At 69.7% G+C, this 19208-nt stretch carries 14 protein-coding genes; 2 read left to right on the top strand and 12 right to left on the bottom strand.

Annotation, left to right across the window (positions count from 1 at the left end; genetic code table 11):
- Positions 1-100: 100 nt before the first annotated feature.
- Both ABZS58_RS16945 and ABZS58_RS16950 read right to left on the bottom strand, forming a co-directional pair.
- Positions 101-2845: a hypothetical protein gene (locus ABZS58_RS16945; RefSeq protein ID WP_354782291.1), complete on the bottom strand. Its 2745-nt coding sequence runs from the start codon at positions 2843-2845 to the stop codon at positions 101-103.
- A gap of 1416 nt (positions 2846-4261) precedes the next feature.
- Positions 4262-5527 (bottom strand): MFS transporter, encoded by a 1266-nt coding sequence (locus ABZS58_RS16950; RefSeq protein ID WP_354782293.1) that lies wholly within the window; start codon positions 5525-5527, stop codon positions 4262-4264.
- 122 nt (positions 5528-5649) lie between these two features.
- Here ABZS58_RS16950 and ABZS58_RS16955 point away from each other — a divergent pair, with 122 nt between their 5' ends.
- Positions 5650-6144, top strand: coding sequence for a hypothetical protein (locus tag ABZS58_RS16955; RefSeq protein ID WP_354782295.1), 495 nt, complete (start codon positions 5650-5652; stop codon positions 6142-6144).
- On the opposite strand, the gene mgrA is transcribed toward ABZS58_RS16955, so the two are convergent.
- The 10 genes from mgrA to ABZS58_RS17005 form a co-directional block, all read right to left on the bottom strand.
- On the bottom strand, positions 6133-7086 hold the full coding sequence (gene mgrA, locus ABZS58_RS16960) for an L-glyceraldehyde 3-phosphate reductase (RefSeq protein WP_354782661.1): 954 nt from the start codon (positions 7084-7086) through the stop codon (positions 6133-6135). The two genes, ABZS58_RS16955 and mgrA, sit on opposite strands and share 12 nt — an antisense overlap.
- 230 nt (positions 7087-7316) lie before the next feature.
- Complete coding sequence (locus ABZS58_RS16965) at positions 7317-9020, bottom strand: S8 family serine peptidase (RefSeq protein ID WP_354782297.1); 1704 nt, start codon at positions 9018-9020, stop codon at positions 7317-7319.
- Positions 9021-9183: 163 nt separating this feature from the next.
- The gene (locus ABZS58_RS16970; RefSeq protein ID WP_354782299.1) at positions 9184-10314 is read right to left on the bottom strand and encodes a dipeptide ABC transporter ATP-binding protein; all 1131 of its coding nucleotides are present in this window, start codon (positions 10312-10314) and stop codon (positions 9184-9186) included.
- Positions 10315-10325: 11 nt separating this feature from the next.
- Positions 10326-11402 carry an ABC transporter ATP-binding protein gene (locus ABZS58_RS16975; RefSeq protein ID WP_354782301.1) on the bottom strand — a complete coding sequence of 359 codons (1077 nt, stop codon included), beginning with the start codon at positions 11400-11402 and terminating at the stop codon, positions 10326-10328.
- 52 nt (positions 11403-11454) lie between these two features.
- Positions 11455-12456 (bottom strand): ABC transporter permease, encoded by a 1002-nt coding sequence (locus ABZS58_RS16980; RefSeq protein ID WP_354782303.1) that lies wholly within the window; start codon positions 12454-12456, stop codon positions 11455-11457.
- Positions 12457-12590: 134 nt separating this feature from the next.
- A complete protein-coding gene (locus ABZS58_RS16985; protein ID WP_354782305.1) occupies positions 12591-14312 on the bottom strand; it encodes an ABC transporter substrate-binding protein in 1722 nt (573 codons plus the stop codon).
- A gap of 209 nt (positions 14313-14521) precedes the next feature.
- Positions 14522-15523, bottom strand: a complete 1002-nt coding sequence (locus ABZS58_RS16990; RefSeq protein WP_354782307.1) for an ABC transporter permease — start codon at positions 15521-15523, stop codon at positions 14522-14524.
- A 492-nt stretch (positions 15524-16015) separates the two neighbouring features.
- A complete protein-coding gene (locus ABZS58_RS16995) occupies positions 16016-16831 on the bottom strand; it encodes an exodeoxyribonuclease III (protein WP_354782309.1) in 816 nt (271 codons plus the stop codon).
- Between the two features lie 33 nt (positions 16832-16864).
- Entirely contained in the window at positions 16865-17875 is a 1011-nt protein-coding gene (locus tag ABZS58_RS17000; protein WP_354782311.1) for a LacI family DNA-binding transcriptional regulator, read from the bottom strand.
- Positions 17876-18175: 300 nt separating this feature from the next.
- The gene (locus tag ABZS58_RS17005) at positions 18176-18553 is read right to left on the bottom strand and encodes a hypothetical protein (protein WP_354782313.1); all 378 of its coding nucleotides are present in this window, start codon (positions 18551-18553) and stop codon (positions 18176-18178) included.
- Between the two features lie 115 nt (positions 18554-18668).
- Between ABZS58_RS17005 and ABZS58_RS17010 the strand changes: the two genes are divergently transcribed.
- A complete protein-coding gene (locus ABZS58_RS17010) occupies positions 18669-19193 on the top strand; it encodes an AAA family ATPase (protein ID WP_354782315.1) in 525 nt (174 codons plus the stop codon).
- Positions 19194-19208: the final 15 nt, after the last annotated feature.

Raw genomic sequence — 19208 nt, forward strand, 5'->3', positions numbered from 1 at the left:
CCGATCCTAGTCGGCCACCCACGTTCGCGCGAAAACACGACGGCCCGGTCCCCTGCTCGGGAACCGGGCCGTTCGTGGCCGTACGTGCGTTTCGAGCCGCCTAGCGGGCGCGCCTGGGTCCAGCGGGCGGCTGACCGGCGGCCGCGCGGCGGGCCGTCGACTCCTCCGACACCGAGCCCGGCGCGTCCTCGTCCCACGCCTTCGCGCGGCGGATCTCGTCGAAGAACCCGAGCAGCCGGTCGAGCTCCTGCGTGCTGGTCTTGTCGTCGGCGCGGGTGGCCTTCGCCTTCTTGCCGTGCGAGCGGATCTCCCGGCCGGCCCGGATCGACGACGTGTCCTCGACCCCGCCCGTGGCGTCCTCGGCCTCGTCGTGCGCGGGCATCCGCTGGACCGGTGCGCGCTGCCCGGGGGGCGTCGGCAGGTCGAAGTGGTGCTCGTCGTAGTTCGGGGCGTCGAAGCGGTAGCCATCGTTCGCCGGCCGGCCCTGCAGGCCCTGGGGGTCGTGGCCGGGTGTGTCGTACGCCTGCTGCTCGCGGTGGTACGTCCGCGGCGGCGCGACGTTGAGCTCCGGGTGGGAGCCGTTGCGCATCGGCTCGGGCGCGCCGCGGTAGCCCTCGGGCGCGGCGGCGGGGAACGCCGTGGTGCTCTCCGCCCGTCCGTTGGCGAACCCGCGACCGTTCTCGGCCGGTCGACCGCCGTGCTGACCCGGGTGCTGCTGTCCGGGATGCTGCGGGCCGTGCTGACCCGGGTGCTGCGGGGCGAAGCCGCCGGGGGCGTGGTGGCCGTTGGTCCCGTTCGGGCTCAGCGGCGCGAACGCCCCGGTGGGCGGGTCGACCGGCGCGAACGCCCCGGTCCGCGGGTCACCGCTGCGGACGTCGTGGCCGTTGCGGACGTCGTGCCCGTTGCGCGGGTCCGCCCCGAGCCGGGGGTCGCCACCGTTGCGGGGGTCGCCGCCGTTGCGCGGGTCCGCGCCGGTACGAGGGTCGCTGCCGTTGCGCGGGTCGGCACCGTTGCGGAGATCGCCGCCGTTGCGCGGCTCTGCGCCGTTGCGAGGGTCGGCTCCGTTGCGGGGGTCGGCTCCGTTGCGCGGGGCGGCGAACGACCCGCTGGCCGGCTCGACCGGTGCGAAACCACCGGTGCGAGGCTCGACCTGTGCGAAGCCGCCCGTGCGGGGCTCGACCGGTGCGAAGCTGCCCGTGCGGGGCTCGGCGCCGTTGCGGTGCTCGCTGCCGTTGCGGCGTTCCGGGCTGGTCAGCGGCTCGAAGGAGCCGGTGCGCTGGTCGTCGTAGCCGTTGCGGTACGGGTCCTGCGGGCCGTCCTGAGACATCTCCCGGTCGAACGACGCGTGCGCCGGCCGGGACACCGTCGGGTGTGCGCCGGACGGGTGCCCGTTGGCCGGCCGCCCGTTGACCAGGAACGGTCCGTCGGGGCGGTGCGCCGCCGGGAACGACCCGGTCGCCGGGAGCGGGTCCGTTGAGCCGATCGCCGGGAACGAACCCGTCGTCGACGTCTGCGCGGCGCTCGGAGCGACGAGCTCGACCTCACCCGGCTCCGGCAGCGAGTCCCGCAGCGCCGTCGCGAGGATGAAGACGTTGGGCGCGGCACCGCGAGGCACGGCCAGGTAGGCGCGCTTGCGCGCGTCGACGGGCAGCTTCTCCAGTACATCCGCCATCAGATGACCCGGCGGCGGCAGCTCCGGGGCGTTGGGCGCGCCGACGATGACCGCGCACCGGTTGACGTCGACCGGCAGCCCGCGGATCCAGTCGGCGGGATCGGTCAGGTGCTCCGGGCGGATCCACACACCCGCCTGGACGACCTCGAGGACCCAGCCGCTGCCGAGCGTGAACGTGGCCGCACCCGCTGGCGTGTCGAGCACGTCGGGGCACGGGTTGACCCAGTCGACGGGACGCGGCGCGCCGTTGCGCGGCGCGTGCCACAGCTCCCGGGCGAACGTCCGCCAGCGGGGGAGGCCCTTCTGGTCGATCGTGACGACGGCACGCTGCCCTGCCGGCGCGCACAACGGCAGGCCGGTACGCACGTGCACGGCGCGGCCCAGCACGTCGGCGACGACCGGCCCGACGGGCCCGTCCTGCAGCGGGCGCTGCCCGTACGGCGTGAAGACGCACCGATCGGCTGCGAGTGCCGGGATGACGGAGACGGCCCGTATGAGCTCGTCGCGGTGCAGCGGCTCCTCATTCGGGTGCGACAGGATCATCGCGGGATTCGCGTGGTCCGTCGGAACCGAGTACGCCAGGTCGGTCACGCTGCCGACGCGGCGGCGGTGCAGCCACAGACCCGCGGGAATCTGGTCGAGGACGAGGTCACCGGGTAACTCGGGCACCTCGCCGAGGTCCTGCTCCCAGTGCGGGGCGGGGAACCGCCAGCCGACCCGCTGCGGCTGCGCGCCCGCCCGGAACCGCCAGAACCCACCCGGCCGGTGCTCGCCACGCCCGATCGGCGCGAACAGCGACCCTCCCGGCACGCCCAGCAGCGGCCCGGCGGCCGCGATCACGTCGATGCCGAGCCGCATGGCGATCATGTGCGCCGCGGCCGGCCGCTCGTTGGTGGCGCAGGCACCGTCCCACGCCACGAAGCGCATCGCGGTGAAGCCGCGCGGGAGGCCGTTGGCCAGTACCTCGGCCAGCTCCTCGACCATCGCGGGCTGCAGCTTGACGGTGTGCGAGCTGATGACCACCGCACACTCGGTCGAGCCGTGCGGCGAGACGACCAGCGCCGCCGCGCCCGGGCTGGGCTCGTCGCCCGAATGGACGACCGCACCCGCGCCGAGCCAGGAGACCTTCATTCCGGGCCAGTGCCGAAGCCGGACCTGCATCGCCGTGCTCATGCGAACCTCACACGATCTGCTGACCCCACGGATGGCGATGCCAAGGTGCGCATCGCAGCCTGATCGTCCGGCGCGCTTGCTGCAAGCGGGCAGCAGATAGTCAAGATCGCCCTCCGTCGGGTGTGCCACGAGCGGTGCGATGCGGAGGGGGTTCCACACCGACGACCGCATGGCGGCTCTGGCGGATCGTACCGCGCTGAGTGACGGACGCAACCATCTCGTTTGTCGCCGGACCCGTTGGATATGGCAGGCAGCGGGGTGAATATAGCCCGATTCACCCCCATTGATGACGAGTTTTCCGGAGAGTTGCCCATGCCAGCGGTCTCCACCCGACGGATACGTTCCGTGACCGTCACGGTCCTTCCCGTGATCGCGTCCGTCGCTGTCCTCACTGCCAGCAAAACCTCTCCTATCGGTCGATCCGGACAGGACCCATCGATGGGTCCCACTCCTGGATACCCGTAGTCCGGGCTTCCGTCCTGTGTGCCACACCCCGTCAACTCATCCGACTTGACGGCATCCAGCCACTCTGACCAGGCAATACTCGGTCCGTCCAGCCCTGCGCCCACTCCGTCACGGGTGACGAAGTACACGTCCGCCTCCCATCTCGATCTCCACACCGCATTCGTCCAACGACGCCCACCGATGCCGCGGGCGTCCGTTGCCGCGCTCGTACCGGCGCCGCCCACCGGGCCGTGCAAGATGCACGCCGCACCGTCTGAGCGGCGGCAAGACTCCGTTCGCCTGCCGTATACCCACCGGCGCACCGGCCGAATTCGCACCACCGGGCGACGCCGCCTGAATCAGCCTTCCGTGCCGGTCCGGCATCCACCGTTGTGGTCGATCCCTATCCCGAAACGGTCCCCTTCCGGACAATCCGGCGCCCCTGGGTGCTTCCGTGCGCCCCTGCGCGTGCTCACACCGCCGGCTTCGCTCGCCGCCGGCACACGCTCGGTGATCCACCGAGCCGCTCCCGCACCGTCGCGGCGCGAAGCCTGCCCGAAACGTGCCAACACAAAGATTTAACGGACCACTCGTCCGCCGAACTCGGCCAAAAGCTGACGATCCACACCTTTCACCCACCCTCTGAGAACACGGTCGCCCGCGCTCACCGCAGACCTCTTTAACTGTTAAGTCACGAGCGGCTCCGCCCGTGGACACCGCGTCCGTCAAACCCCCGAACCGCCCGGTACACCCCATTCGTGGAACACCCGCCGCCCGCATGATCCGGAAGACTCGTTGTCGCCAGAGCGGCAACAACTCTTCCGGATCACGCAAACCCCCGGCGAGAGCGGACTGGTCGGGCTCGGTCGACGGAAGCACGGTCGCGGCGCACGACGGCCTGGCCTGGCCTGGCCCGCTGACGGTGGCGGGCGGCGGCGCAGGCCATGCGCTGGAGCGGCTGGCCTGGCGTGGTTACGAGGCGGCTGGTGCGGGGGCGGCCGGTGTTGTGGCGGCGGCCAGGGTGGCGGCCGGTGAGGGTGGGCCGGCGGGGGTCGGGTCGAGCGGAGCGCTGCCGCGGCGCAGGGCGAGCAGCACCCCCGTGATGAGCAGGCCGACCGAGCCGACCGCCACGAATCCCCACCCCGGCGACCCGCTGTCGATGGCCCAGCCGGCGAGGGGGGAGCCGATGGCCAGGCCGACGGTCATGGAGGAGCCGTGCCAGCCCATGGCCTCGCCGCGGGCGGGGGAGGGGACCAGGCGGCTGACCAGGTCGGCGCTGGCGCTGAGGGTGGGGGCGCAGAGGGCGCCGGCCGGCAGCAGGGCGAGGAAGAGCAGCCACCAGCGGTCGCCGGTGAGGCCGATGGGGATGGTGAAGAGGCTGAGGCCGCCGAGGAGCGCGACGAGCGGCACCGCGCGGGTCATGGCGCCGTAGACGAAGCCGCCGATCAGCGAATAGGCGCCCCAGGCGGCCAGGACGCCGCCGATGAACTGGACCTTGCCGGTTTCGCGGAGCATGGCGACGATGCCGAGGTCGGTGCCGGCGAGGACCATCGTGGTGGCGGCCGTGGCGGCGCAGACGGCGAGGAACCGTGCGGTGACCCAGTCGCGGCGGCGCACCGGTGTGGCGGGGGCGCAGGCAGGGGCGTCCGGGTCGGTGGGGGCCTGGACCGGCGGGTTGGTCAGGAAGAGGGCGGTCCCGGCGAGCACGAGGCACGCGCCGATCGTCCACATGGTGACGCGGCCGGACAGGCTGCTCATGAGCAGGATGGCGACCGGCGGGCCGGACATGAACGACAGCTCGGTCGACATCGAGTCCAGGGCATACGCCTGGCGGCGCTGCTCGGCGGGGACGAGCGCCGCGAGGGACTGGCGGACGACGGAGAACACGGGCAGCGAGAAGACGCCGGCGACGAAGGCGCCGACCAGCAGCGCCGGATAGGACAGGGAGGGGGCCACCGCCCAGAAGAGGGCCTCGCAGACGGTCGTGACGACCAGCACTGGGCGCAGGCCCTTACGATCGACGAAGCGGCCGTTGAGTGGGCCGCCGATGGCGGTGCCGACGGTCAGGGCGGCGCCGACCAGCCCCGCGGCGCCCCAGCCGCGATCGAGGTCCTGCGCGACGTGCAGCGTCATCGTGACCCCGACGGCGGTGATCGGGATGCGGGCCAGCAGTGCCAGCACCATGAGCGACCGCACGCCGGGGAGAGCGAGGACGTGACGGTACGGGTCGAGGTGCATGGGGCAATCATGTCGTGGGGGTACGACAAGAAACGAGCGAGTTACCACCCAGGTAGTACGGAACACGTCACGGGGAACCCGAACCACGACCGGAAAGTCCAAGAGAGATGGAGACACCTTCGATGAAGTCGAGGACCCCGATCGCCGTCGCCGCCCTGCTCACGCTGGCCCTGACGGGCTGCGCGGACGGCGCAGGGGACACGACCGCCGACGCCGGCAGCGCGCCGGCCGTCACCAGCGCCCCGGCGAGCGCGCCGAGCAGCGCGAGCGCGGGCGCGAGCCAGAACGCCGGTGACACGCTGCTGGTCTTCACCCGTCAGGGGGGCCTGGCCGGCACCAACGACCGCCTCGTGGTGCGCCCCGACGGCGCGTGGACGCTGACGACCAAGGCCGGCACCAAGGAGGGCAAACTGACCCCGGCCGAGGTGACGACCCTCAAGAGCACCCTGGACGGGGTCGGGTTCGCGAAGCTGCCCAAGGAGAGCGGCAGCACCAACGTCATGGACGGCTACACGTACAGCATCACCTATGGCGGCCACGAGGTCGTGGCGAAGGACGGCGCGGTGCCCGCCGCCCTCCAGCCCGTGATCGCGACCCTGAACGGGCTACTCAGCTAGCAGCGCGTCGATGCGGTCGAGCTCGTCGGATTCCAGCGGCGCAGCGGACAGTGCCCCCAGGTTCTGCTCCAGCTGCGTCACCGAGCTCGCCCCGATGATCAGTGAGGTGACCCGCGGGTCGCGCAACGCCCATGCCAGGGCGAGCTGCGCCAGGCTCTGCTCCCGCCCGCGGGCCACCTCGTTGAGCGCCTCGATGGTGGCCAGCCGCGTCGGGGTCAGGTCGCTCTCGTTGAGGAACCGGCTGGTGCGCACCCGAGAGTCGTCCGGAATGCCGGAAAGGTAGCGGTCCGTCAGCAGCCCCTGGGCGAGCGGCGAAAAGGGAATACACCCGACGCCCTCGGAAGAAAGCACATCGAGGAGAGATTCCTCGATCCAGCGGTCGAACATCGAGTACCGCGGCTGGTGGATGAGCAGCGGCGTGCCCAGCTCCCGCAGGATCCGCGCCGCCTCGGCGGTCTGCGAAGGCGTGTAGTTGGAGATGCCCACGTAGAGCGCCTTGCCGGCCCGCACGGCCCGGTCCAGCGCGCCCATGGTCTCCTCCAGGGGCGTGTCCGGGTCCGGCCGGTGGGAGTAGAAGATGTCGACGTACTCCAGGCCCATCCGCCGCAGCGACTGGTCCAGCGACGCCGTCAGGTACTTGCGGGAACCCCACTCGCCGTAGGGGCCGTCCCACATGTCATAGCCGGCCTTCGTGGAGATGATCAGCTCGTCCCGGTAGGGGAGCAGGTCCTCGGCGAGGATCCGCCCGAAGTTGAGCTCGGCGGATCCCGGCGGCGGCCCGTAGTTGTTGGCCAGGTCGAAATGGGTGACCCCGAGGTCGAAGGCACGACGCACGATCGCCTGCTGGGTCTCGTACGCGCGGGCGTGCCCGAAGTTGTGCCACAGGCCGAGCGAGATCGCCGGGAGCTTCAGGCCGCTCCGACCGCTGCGCCGGTATTGCATGTCCTGGTATCGGCTCGAAGCCGCCTCATACGCCACGGAGAGGATCTTAAGCTGGGGCGATGGAGCAGGATCCGGAAGCGCCCGCCGCGACGGTACTGGTAGCCGAGGACGACCACCGGCTACCACGTCAAAACCGATCCGGCCGAGCGCCCTGGTGAGCAAGGTCGACGCCCTGCTGGGCGGCCGCCTGGTGGCGCGAGACAGATGACGCCACCAGGCGGCCGGGAAAACTAGCGGTGCTCCCACCAGGTCCTGGTGGTCACGGCCGCGTAGGCGTCGACGATGCCGAAGCCGTAGAAGCCGTTGAACTGCTCGCCACCCTCGCAGAGGGCGTTGAACTCCTCGGAGCGGCCCTCCTGCAGGTAGGTCTGCAGGCGGGGGGTCGGGCAGGCGCGCTCGGCGGCGGTCTGGTACAGGATGTACTCGACCTTCCACGGCTCGAGACCGAAGTCCTTGCCGTGCTTGCTGCCGTGCGCGCTGACGATGAGCGCCGCGACGCCGGCCGCGTGCGGCGAGGCCATCGAGGTGCCCTGCAGCCAGGTGTAGTAGCCACACTTGCCTGCCGCGGTGCACTCCTTGTAAACCAGGCCCTCGGCCTCCGGCAGGACGTTGCCGTCCGCGTCGACCGAGCCCTCCTCCTGCAGCACCTTCTTCGGGTACGTGGAGAGGATCATGTTCTCGTTGGTGCGGAAGGTGTCCGTGCCGAAGCCGTCACGGAACCAGCCGCCGGGCGCGGAGACGCCGATGCGCTCCAGACCGTAGTCGGAGAAGTCCGACTTCTTCAGCGACGGGCCGAGGGAGGAGACACCGATGACGAACGGGCCTTCGACGGGCAGGTCCCAGCAGGACGCGTTGTCGATGGGCCGGTCGTAGGCGGCGTCCGCCGGGTAGTCCGGGCTGGAGATGTCGGTGCGGGGCTTGCCCTTGTCCTCGTGGTTGTTGCCGAGCGCGCCGACCAGCGTGACACCCTTGAAGTGCGCGTAGGTCAGTGCCCGGAACATGCCCCGGATGATGGTGCGCTGCTCCGCCTGCGCGGCCGGCGAGTCGGCCGGGTTGGCGGTGCAGTTGAAGAGCCAGGGGTCGACGTAGAACGACATGTTGACCACGTCGAGGCCGTTCTGGCCCGCGTGGACGAGCGCGTTGACGACGGGCTCGAGGAAGAAGTACCCCGAGTCCTGGCCGCCCTTGAGCTCGACGATCGACACGTTCGGCGCGACACCGGAGATGCCGAAGCCGTTCGCCGCCGCGCCGATGGTGCCGGCGACGTGCGTGCCGTGGCCGCCGTCGTCGGTGCCGACCGGGTCGAGGCAGCTGGCGACCTCGCACGGGCCGTCGATGTCGACCTTGTCCGGCGCGAAGTTCTTCGACAGCGCCCAGTTGAAGTTCGGGGCGATGTCGGGCTGCGACGCGTCGACGCCGGTGTCCAGGACGCCGACGGTGACGCGCTTGTCACCGGCGTTGACCTTGCGGGCAAGGTCGGACCGGACCGTCTTGAGACCCCACAGCTTGTCGTCCAAGGGGTCCATACCGGCGGTGGCGGGCTTCTTGCCACCGGCGGGCTTCTTCGCCGCCGCTGCCGCGGCCTGCGCTTCCTTTTCGATGTTGCTCGGCTGCTGCTTCTTGGGCGCCTTGCCGATGGCGGTGCGGTGAGCGGCGCCGACGAGCTTCGAGGAGGCTGCCGCCTTCTCGACGAAACCACTCTGCGGTGCCAGCACGGTGAACATCCCCACCGTGTCGTTCGTCGCGACAACCTTGCCACCGGCTTTGGCGATGGCGGCGGCCGCGTCACCGGCGGATACGTTGTCCGCGGCCACCACGGTGTATTCCGTGTTGGCTACGGCTTCGGCGCTTGCCGGGGCAGACAAGCCTGCCGTGGTCACGGTCAACGCCGCGGTGATGACCGCTGCGCGCGTGAACCTCTTGTTGAATCCCACATGTCCTCCCGGTTCGAGGGGATGTGGATATGAGATCGAAAAACATTCGCCGGCGGAAGGCATTTGTTCAAGATTTTCGAGCACCGGGAGCGATTCGCTCCAATGTTTCCAGAGAAATGCCGGGGAACCACCGTTTGGTGGTTCCCCGGCACCGTCGATCCCGTTATGCGATCGGCTCCGCGAAGGGATCCGTCGACGCGGCGACCGGGATCTCCGCGGCGGCGGCCCGGGCGGCCTGCGCGCCCTTGGCGGAGCGCTCCTCGTCGGTGATCGGGAAGTGGCAGGCGACGGTCTGGCCCGGCAGCAGCTCGCGCAGCGGCGGCTCCTCCTGGGCACAGATGTCCTGCGCCTTCCAGCACCGGGTCCGGAAGCGGCAGCCGGACGGCGGGTCGATCGGGCTGGGCACGTCGCCGGTGAGCAGGACCCGCTCCCGCTGCGCCTTGTCGCGGCGGTCGGGGTCGGGCACCGGCACCGCCGACAGCAGCGCGAACGTGTACGGGTGCAGCGGCGTGCTGTAGAGCCCGTCGCGGGGGCCGACCTCGACGACCTTGCCCAGGTACATGACGGCGACCCGGTCCGAGATGTGCTTGACCACGGACAGGTCGTGCGCGATGAACACGTAGGTCAGGTTGAACTCGCGCTGCAGGTCGTCGAGCAGGTTGACGACCTGGGCCTGGATCGACACGTCCAGGGCCGAGACCGGCTCGTCGGCGATGATGAGCTTCGGCTGCAGGGCCAGGGCCCGGGCGATGCCGATGCGCTGGCGCTGACCGCCGGAGAACTCGTGCGGGTAGCGGTTGTAGTGCTCGGGGTTGAGGCCGACGAGCTCCAGCAGCCGCTGGACCTCGCGCTTCTGCCCGTGCGGGGTCTTGATGTTCTGCACCTGCAGCGGGGCACCGACGATCGAGCCGACGGTGTGCCGCGGGTTCAGCGACGAGTACGGGTCCTGGAAGATCATCTGGATCTCGCGCCGCAGGGGGCGCATCTGGGAGACCCCGAGGTGCGAGATGTCCCGCCCTTCCAGGATGACCTTGCCGCCGGTCGGCTCCAGCAGCCGGGTCATGAGCCGGCCGGTGGTGGACTTGCCGCAGCCGGACTCGCCGACCAGGCCGAGCGTCTCGCCGCTCTTGACGGCGAGGTCGATGCCGTCGACGGCGCGCACGGCGCCGACCTTGCGCTTGAAGAACGCGCCCCGAAGGATCGGGAAGTGCTTCTCGACGCCTTGGACCTCGAGGAGATTGTCGCCGCCCCGCTGCGGTGCCGGGGCCGGCTGGGACTGGGTGCTCGTCGACACTGTCGTGCTCCTCAGAGGGATGGGGCGATGTCCGACTTGAAGATGGCCTGCCGTTCCGCGGGCGGGATGTGGCACGCGACGCCGTGGTCGGCCGTGCCCTCCACCAGGGTCGGCTCGACCGTCTTGCAAGGGATGCCGTTGCGCTCGACGTACGGGCAGCGCGGGTGGAACGAGCAGCCGTTCGGCAGGTTGATCAGCGACGGCGGGTTGCCCTTGATCGGCACGAGGCGGTCGCGCACCTCCCGGTCGACGCGGGGCATCGAGGACAGCAGGCCCCAGGCGTACGGGTGCTCCGGCCGCCGGAAGATGTCCTGCGCGGTCGCGTGCTCGACGCACTTGCCGCCGTACATGACCAGGATTTCGTCGGCGACCTCGGCGACCACCCCGAGGTCGTGCGTGATGATGATGACCGCGGAGTTGAACTCGGCCTGCAGGTCGCGGATCAGGTCCAGGATCTGCGCCTGCACCGTCACGTCCAGCGCGGTGGTCGGCTCGTCCGCGATCAGCAGCTGCGGGTTGTTGACCAGCGACATCGCGATCATCGCGCGCTGGCGCATACCGCCGGAGAACTGGTGCGGGTAGTCGTCGACGCGCTTCTGCGGCTGGGGGATGCCGACCCGGTCGAGCATCTCCACGGCGCGGCGGCGGGCGTCGGCCTTGCTGACCTTGTGGTGCACCCGGTAGGCCTCGATGATCTGCTTGCCCACCGTGTAGTACGGGTGCATCGCGGTCAGCGGGTCCTGGAAGATCATCGACATCTTCGCGCCGCGCAGGGAGCGGACCCGCTCCGGCGAGGCGCCGATGAGCTCCTCTCCGTCGAGCCAGACCTCACCGGAGATCTTCGCCGAACCGCGCCGGTGCAGGCCGAGGATGCCGAGGCTGGTGACGCTCTTGCCGGAGCCGGACTCGCCCACGATGCCGAGGGTCTCGCCGCGCTCGAGCTGGAACGTCAGGCCGTCGACGGCCTTGACGACGCCGTCGTCGGTCTTGAAGTGGATGCGCAGGTCGCGTACGTCGAGGAAGGACTCCGCGGCCGAGCCGGAGCCGAGCGGGGTCGGCTCGCCGTCCTTGAGCAGGCTGGTGGACATGCTCACTCCTTTCCAGGGGTGCCGGGTCGATCGGGGCGGGGCTGCGGCAGGGTCACGAGAGCCGCACCCGCGGGTCGATCACGGCGTAGAGCAGGTCCACGAGCAGGTTGGCCATGACGATGAAGAACGCGCCGAACAGCGTGACGCCGAGGATGATCGGCAGGTCCTTGACGTTCACCGCGTCGATGCTGAGCCGGCCGATGCCGGGGAGGCTGAAGACGCTCTCGGTGAGGATCGCGCCGCCGAGCAGGCCACCCAGGTCCAGGCCGAAGATCGTGACGATCGGGGTCAGCACGGAGCGCATCGCGTGCTTGCCGACCACGACCCGCTCCTTGAGGCCCTTGGCGCGCGCGGTGCGGACGTAGTCCTCGCTCATGGTCTCGAGCATCTGCGCGCGGGTGAGTCGCGTGTACTGCGCGGCGAAGAGCAGCGCGAGGGTGACCCAGGCCAGGAAGAGCTTGTTGGCCCAGCCGACCGGGTCGTCCTTGAAGTTGATGTACTCGCCGCCCTGGAAGATCGGCCAGGTATGGACGAAGAGCTGCTGGGCGACCAGGCCTGTGAAGTAGATGGGTAGCGAGACGCCGGCGAGCGCGATGATCATCGCTGTGCGATCCGCGATCGAGCCGCGTTTCAGGGCCGAGATGATGCCACCGGCGACGCCGAAGAGCAGCCAGATGACGGCGGCGCCGAGGGCGAGGGAGATGGTGACGGGGAGCCGGTCGATCAGCAGCGGCCACACCTCGCGGTCGGTGCGGAAGGAGTAGCCGAAGCAGGGCGCGGAGCAGTGGGTGACGCTCGGGCCGTTGTTGTAGTCGCGGCCGGCGACGATGCCCTTCAGGAAGCGCCCGTACTGGATGTAGATCGGCTTGTCGAGCCCGAGCTTGATCCGGGTCGCCTCGACGTCGCGCGGGGTCGCCGACTTACCGACGTACATCTCGGCAGGGTCGGCACCGGCGGCCTTCGGGATCGCGAAGAAGATCAGGAAGGTGACGGCCGAGACGGCCACGAGCAGCGCGACTGCCGTGACCAGGCGGCGCAGGATGTAGTTGATCACGTGTGCGGCCTGACGCCGGCCGGCTCGACGGGGTTCCCGTCTCACCGGCCGGCGCCGTGGCCTTCACCTGCCTTCGTTTCCTCGGAAGGGCGGGTTACCGGCTTACTGGCATTGCTCGGTCAGGTGCGACCTCGTCAGCTGGAGACGCCCAGGCTGCTGAAGTCGTACATGCCGTAGTACTCCGTGACGAAGACGTTCGTCAGGCGGGGGTTGCGGTAGTTCAGGGCCTTGTCGTACACGAACGGCACCATGACGGCCTCGTCCATGACGATCTTGTTGATCTTGCCCCAGATGTCCGCGGCGGCCTTCGGGTCGGTCGCGGCCTTGGCGTCGTCGATCAGCTTGTTGACCTCGGGGTTGTTGAGCTCCGCGTAGTTGTTGTTACCAGACGGGGAGATCGAGCGGCCGTCGACCAGGATCGACAGGAAGCCGTAACCGGTCGGGAAGTCGGCACCCCAGCCGGCCATCATCAGGCCGTAGCCCTTGGCGTGCGTGTTGGACGGCGCGCCGATGGTGGAGCGGAAGTACAGCGACGCGTCGGTCGGGTCGAGACGGGCGTTGATGCCGACGTTCTTCAGCGCGGCCTGCAGCGCCTCGGCCGTCTTCGGCTCCTTGCCCGCGTTACGGGTCGCGATGACCGTGTCGAAGCCGTTCGGCTTCTTGCACAGGGCCAGTTCTTCCTTGGCCTTGTCGATCTGCGGCTTGCCCGACTTGGTGTTGTACGGGTCGAGCGCCGGGTCGTGTCCCGCGATGTTCGGCGGGAGCATGTTCACGGCGATGTCGCCACCGGCGTCCGCGCCACCACGAGCGGTCTGCATCGTGATCTTGTCGGTCGCGTACTGCACGGCCTTGCGGCAGTGGATGTCGTCGAACGGCGGGACCTTGGTGTTGATCGAGAAGTAGCGGATGAAGCCGGTGGTCGGCGTGTCCGCGTTGGCCTTCTTGGTCGGCTCGAGCAGGATCTTCGGCTGCGCGCCCTGCTGAACACCGGTCTGCGCGGTGTCGATGTCGATGTCACCGCTGATCAGCTGGTTGTCGATCTCCTCGACAGCCGTGCCGATGCTGAGGTCGATCTGGTCCGGCAGCGCCGCGCGGATGGTGTCCGTCTTGGCGTCCCAGTTCTCGTTGCGGACCAGCACGGCCTTCTTGCCGGGCTCGAACGACTGGAACTTGTACGGGCCGGTCGAGACGGGCTTGTCACCGTACTTGTCGCCGGTGTCCTTCGCCTTCTGGACCGGGCCGGAGCCGGGCATGGCGAGCAGGTAGTTGAAGTCCGACAGCGGTTCCTTCAACTTGAAGACGACCGTGGTGTCGTCCGGGGTCTCGATGGACTTGAGGCCCAGCTTGTCCGGGTCGGTGTCCTTGTACGGGCCGGGGTACTTCTGGCCCTGGTCCAGCACGTCCACGATGTAGGTCGGGCCACCGGACAGCACGTCCTGAGCGAACACGCGCTCGATGCCGTACTTGATGTCCTTCGAGGTGATCGGCGAGCCGTCCTCGAACTTGACGCCCGACTTCAGCTTGAACGTGTAGGTCTTGCCGCCGTCGGTGATCTCCGGCAGCTTCTCGGCCAGGTCGGGCTCGAGCTTCAGACCGTCCTCGCCCGGCTTCGACGCGTTGGTGAGGAGGGTCCGGACGTAGTAACCCTTCTGGAAGTTCCAGACCCATGCGTAGTACGCACGGACCGGGTCCCACGAGTCAGCGTCGGAGTGGTTGGCGAGCTTGAGCGTGCCGCCCTTCTTGGTGGAAGGGTTGACGATGCCCTTGGTGGCGGCGTTGAAGCCCGACACACCAGTGGTGCTCTCGCCCGTGCTGGGCGTCTTGTCGTCGCCGCCCGACCCACAGGCGGACAACACCAGGGCGACAGCAGCCGAACCGGCCACCAATGCCCCTGTCCTCATTCTCACTAGGTTTCCCTCCTTGTTTGGCGCGACCCGCCGAGGGACGGGCCGTCCGAGCTGTGCTGCTGTGCGAGTGGAGATCCGGGGTGGCACGGGACGGATCCCTGGTGCGGGAGCCGGTCCGGGCGCGGGGTGCCAGGGCGTGGCAGCGCTGGTGACGGGGGTTAGCGGTTGGCCTTGGGGTCGAGCGCGTCGCGCAGGCCGTCGCCGAACAGGTTGAAGGCGAGCACCATGATGAAGATCGCGAGGCCCGGCACGAACATGTACACCGGGTCGTACACGTAGAAGCCCACGGCGTCGGACAGCAGGCGGCCCCACGAGGGAGTGGGGGGCAGTACGCCGACACCGAGGAAGGACAGCGACGCCTCGAACACGATGTTGGTCGGGATGACCAGCGTCGAGTAGACGAGGATCGGCGCGACCAGGTTGGGCAGCAGCTCGCGGAAGAGGATCCGCACCGGCCCGGCGCCGACGCTGCGAGCGGCCTCGATGAACTCCCGCTCCCGCAGTGACAGGGTCTGACCGCGCACGATCCGGCCGATGTACGGCCAGCTGAAGAACGAGATGACGCCGACGACCACGCCGATGCGCCAGGCCGTGGTGACCGGCACGACGGAGATCAGCGCGATCGAGAACAGCAGGTAGGGGAACGCCAGGATCAGGTCCATCAGGCGGCTGACCGCGGTGTCGATCCACCCGCCGAAGTAGCCGGCGCAGATGCCGAGCACGACGCCGAGGATCACCGCGACGATCGTGGCGGACAGCGCGACCAGCAGCGAGACCCGCGCACCGTAGATGATCTGCGAGAACAGGTCGCGGCCGGTGACCGGCTGGACGCCCAGCAGGAACTCGCTGCTGATGCCGCCCCAGGTGCCGGGCTCGGGGATGCCGCCGAGGTTGGGGTTGATCTTGTCCTGGTGGAACTCGTTGATCGGGTGTCCCCACACCTTGTTGATCAGCGGTGCGAAGATCGCGACGAGCACGAGGAACACGATGAGGCCTGCGCCCGACAGTGCGATCTTGTCGCGCTTCAGGCGGGTCCAGGCGATCTGACCGAGCGAACGCCCCTCGATGGCCTTGGCGGTGACACCAGGCGGCGTGCTGGTCGCCTCTTCGACACTCGGCACCTGCTCGTCGCTCTTGGACGTGACGGGTCCCATAGTCATGGGCGTGGCGCCCCTCTCCCCGGCCGCTTGCCCGCCTTGCACAGCCGACAGCCATGACCGTCGCAGCATGGAACCGCGCGTCGGCCAGACCGGGGCCCGTGGCAGTCAGCAGCCGATCGGCTGTGTCTTCGTGGACTCCTGGTGCCCTATCCGCAGGTTCGGTCCACGGGCAGAGCGTGCACGAAGCCGACTTGGTGTGTCGCCTCCGTTGGGAGGAACCCTGTCTCCCGTTCGGCCGATCGTCAAGGGTCACCCCCCGTCCTGTAACCAAGTCCACGCCGGGCCGTGATGAGGGCGTGATCCAAGCACAACGACTTTTGGATCATACACCCCCGAAAAGGGCGAATTACCGGCTCATGGTAACGGTGTGATCACGCTCTGTTGTGGACGAAGCACGCACATCAGGAGGCCTTGGGGCCATCCATCACTTTACTTGATCGTTTCACTTTTAACAGTACCGTCCGGGCAGGGTGTCCTGGTCACGGAGCGTACTCAAAGATCGATGTCCACCACGACGGGGGCGTGGTCCGACGGGCCCTTGCCCTTGCGTGCCTCACGGTCGATGGACGCCGCCTTGACCGCGTCGGCGACCGCCGGACTCGCGTAGAAGAGGTCGATCCGCATGCCTTTGTCCTGATGGAACATCCCGGCACGGTAGTCCCAGTAGGTGAAGGGGTTCGGCCCCTTCATCGGCGCCGGCACGACATCGCGCAGCCCGGCCTCCAGCAGCGCGGTGAGTGCCTCGCGCTCCGGCGCGGTCACGTGGGTGGCGCCGACGAAGGCCCGCGGGTCGAAGACGTCGGCGTCGGTCGGCGCGACGTTGAAGTCGCCGCAGACCACGAGCCGGTCGGTGCCGGCGAGCTCATCGGCGACGCGGGAGCGCAGCACCTCCAGCCAGCGCAGCTTGTACGTGTAGTGCGCCGACTCCGGGGTGCGGCCGTTCGGCACGTACACCGACCAGACACGGACACCGCCGCAGGTCGCGGAGACGGCCCTGGCCTCGATGCGGGGCGAGTCGAACAGGCCCTCCTCGCCGGTCGGCTCGCCGCCCCAGCCGGGGTCGCCCTCGAAGCCCCGCACCACGTCGTCGAGGCCGACGCGGGACAGCAGGGCCACCCCGTTCCACCGGCCCTCGCCGTGCGCGGCGACCTCGTAGCCGAGCGCGGCGACCTCCTCGGTGGGGAAGCCGTCCGCGCCGACCTTGGTCTCCTGCAGGCAGAGCACGTCAGGCGCGGCCGTGCCGAGCCACTCGAGGAGCCGGGGGAGCCGGGCCCTGACCGAGTTCACGTTCCAGGTCGCGAGTCTCACCTGTCCCACCATGCCCTATTCCGGGCCGTTGCATCAGGCCGACTCGCGCTTGATGAGCTCCGTCGGCAGCAGCAGCACCGGCTCGATCTGCTCGCCGGCCGCCATCCGCAGCACCTGCCGGGCGACGGTGCGCCCGATGTCGGTGATCGGCTGGCGGACCGTGGTGAGCGGCGGCTCGGTGTCGCGGGCGAACTCCATGTCGTCGAACCCGACGACCGCCACGTCGTCGGGGACCCGGCGGCCGTTCTGGCGCAGGGCGCGCAGCGCGCCGTCGGCCATCGCGTCGGACGCGGCGAACACGGCGTCGAGCTGGGGGTCGTCGGCGAGCAGCTGGCTCATCGCCAGGGCGCCGGACTGCCGGGTGAAGTCGCCGACCGCGACGATCGAGCGCCGGCTGGCGTCCTGCATCGCCGAGCGGTAGCCCTTGAGCCGGTCGATGCCGGCGCTCATGTCCTGCGGGCCGGCGATGGTCGCGACCCGGCGGCGGCCGGTGTCCAGCAGGTGGTGCACCGCGGTGCGGGCCGCGTCCTCGTTGTCGACGTCGACATAGGGCACCTGGGACTGGGTCAGCAGCCGGCCGTTGCAGACCACCGGCACGCCCGCCCGGCTCAGCCGCTCCGGCAGCGGGTCCGCGCCATGCATGGAGAAGATGATCGCGCCGTCGACGTGGCCGCCGGTCGCGTAGCGCTCGACCCGGTCGTGGCTGGGCCCGGACGGCCCGACCATCATCAGCACGAGCTGCTTGTCGGCGGCCTCCAGCTCGAGGCTGACCCCGCGGATCACGGCGGCGAAGAAGGGGTCGTCGGAGAACACCCGGCTGGTCGTCTCCGACGCGACGAGGGCGATCGAGTCGGTCCGCTGGGTCACCAGGCTGCGCGCCGCCTGGTTGGGGACGTAGCCGAGGGCGTCGACGGCGCTCAGGACCTTGTCGCGGATGTGCGGTGCGACGGAGGTGGAGCCGTTGACCACGCGGGAGGCGGTGGCCCGCGACACCCCGGCACGCTGTGCGACGTTCTCCAGCGTGGGCCGATCCCGCCCCGACATCACCATCTGCGCTTTCCCCCATATCTGTCTGCCGGACACATCATGACTGAAGTCGCCCGATGGTATGGCGCACAAAAAGGGACGGGCGACGAAGCATGCCGCTCCGCCGCCCGCCGCACCCTCACACCGGTTACACCCTGATCACGATTCGCCTGGACGATCGGCTGGTCACCCTGGCCGCCAATCGGCCTGAGAGCGCTCTCAAGACACGATTCAGAGTGGGCCATGACTTGCGCATTGTCAATCGCGAAACCCTTTGAAAGCGCTCTCTGGAATATGTTGCCGGAAACGCCAAATACCCTATGCGGCCTGGCGCCGCCGGCAGGCTTCCACATGCGCCGCGACGACGGCAGTGGTGTTGGAACGCACACACGCGTCGGCGCCCGCCTCGAGCACGTCGACGACCTCGTGATGGTCGCTGTACGGGCTGAGCACCACCACGATCGCCGAGGCCGGGTGCCGCAGGCACGCGGCGCTCACCGCCCTCGGTCCGGGGTCGTCGAGCACCACGATGTCCGGATCGCGGACCACCGGCTCGTGCGTCGTGTGCCGCACGACCGTCCAGTCCTGGGGGAGGAAGCGGGTCAGGTCGGCGAAGCGGGTGCCGCCGGCGACCAGCAGCACGGTGACGTGGTCGAGGCCGGAGGCGGAGCGCTGGGGGAGGGTCAAGATGTCCATGACTCATTTATCGCGCCCGGGCCTGCCATCCGGCTCGGCGTCCGCTGCGAAGAACCTGGCAGCCCGCGCGTGCCGTACCTGGGCAGGGGCGTCGCACCGTGAAAAGCTGGGACCCGTGATCGTCTGGATCAACGGGCCCTTCGGCGTGGGGAAGACGACCCTGACGAAGGAGCTGTGCCGCCGCGACCCGAAGGCGCGCGCGTTCGATCCGGAGCGCATCGGCTGGGTCCTCAAGCGCACCGTCGGGCTGCTCAAGCCGGGCGACTACCAGGACCTGCCGGCCTGGCGTTCGGCCACGGTCACCGCCGCCGCGTGGCAGACCCGCGGCGCCGACCCGCTCATCGTGCCGATGACCGTCCTGCGCGACCCGGTGCTGCGCGAGCTGTTCGACGGCCTGCGGGACCGCGGCCACGACGTACGCCACCTGCTGCTGGACGTGTCGGCGCCGGTGCTCATCGAGCGGGTCGAGAACGACGAGGACGACGGCCCGCAGACGTGGCGCCTGGACCAGCTCGGCGCCTATCTCACCGCCCGGCACGACCTGCGTGGCCGCGTCGACGCCGTCCTGGACACCGACGACCTGGAGGCCGACGAGGTCGCCGACGAGGCCGAGACGATCATCGCCACCTGGCGAGCGTGACCCGGTCCGCCCGGT

This window comes from Dactylosporangium sp. NPDC005555 (genome assembly GCF_040605635.1).
Taxonomy (GTDB): Bacteria; Actinomycetota; Actinomycetes; order Mycobacteriales; family Micromonosporaceae; genus Dactylosporangium.

What these genes read in the sequence shown, in the direction of transcription:
- ABZS58_RS16975 (WP_354782301.1), bottom strand. Translation starts at nt 11,402, where the DNA reads ATGTCCACCAGCCTGCTCAAGGACGGCGAGCCGACCCCGCTCGGCTCC.
- ABZS58_RS16950 (WP_354782293.1), bottom strand. Translation starts at nt 5,527, where the DNA reads ATGCACCTCGACCCGTACCGTCACGTCCTCGCTCTCCCCGGCGTGCGG.
- ABZS58_RS17000 (WP_354782311.1), bottom strand. Translation starts at nt 17,875, where the DNA reads ATGTCGGGGCGGGATCGGCCCACGCTGGAGAACGTCGCACAGCGTGCC.
- mgrA (WP_354782661.1), bottom strand. Translation starts at nt 7,086, where the DNA reads ATGCAATACCGGCGCAGCGGTCGGAGCGGCCTGAAGCTCCCGGCGATC.
- ABZS58_RS16990 (WP_354782307.1), bottom strand. Translation starts at nt 15,523, where the DNA reads ATGACTATGGGACCCGTCACGTCCAAGAGCGACGAGCAGGTGCCGAGT.
- ABZS58_RS17005 (WP_354782313.1), bottom strand. Translation starts at nt 18,553, where the DNA reads ATGGACATCTTGACCCTCCCCCAGCGCTCCGCCTCCGGCCTCGACCAC.
- ABZS58_RS16945 (WP_354782291.1), bottom strand. Translation starts at nt 2,845, where the DNA reads ATGAGCACGGCGATGCAGGTCCGGCTTCGGCACTGGCCCGGAATGAAG.
- ABZS58_RS16955 (WP_354782295.1), top strand. Translation starts at nt 5,650, where the DNA reads ATGAAGTCGAGGACCCCGATCGCCGTCGCCGCCCTGCTCACGCTGGCC.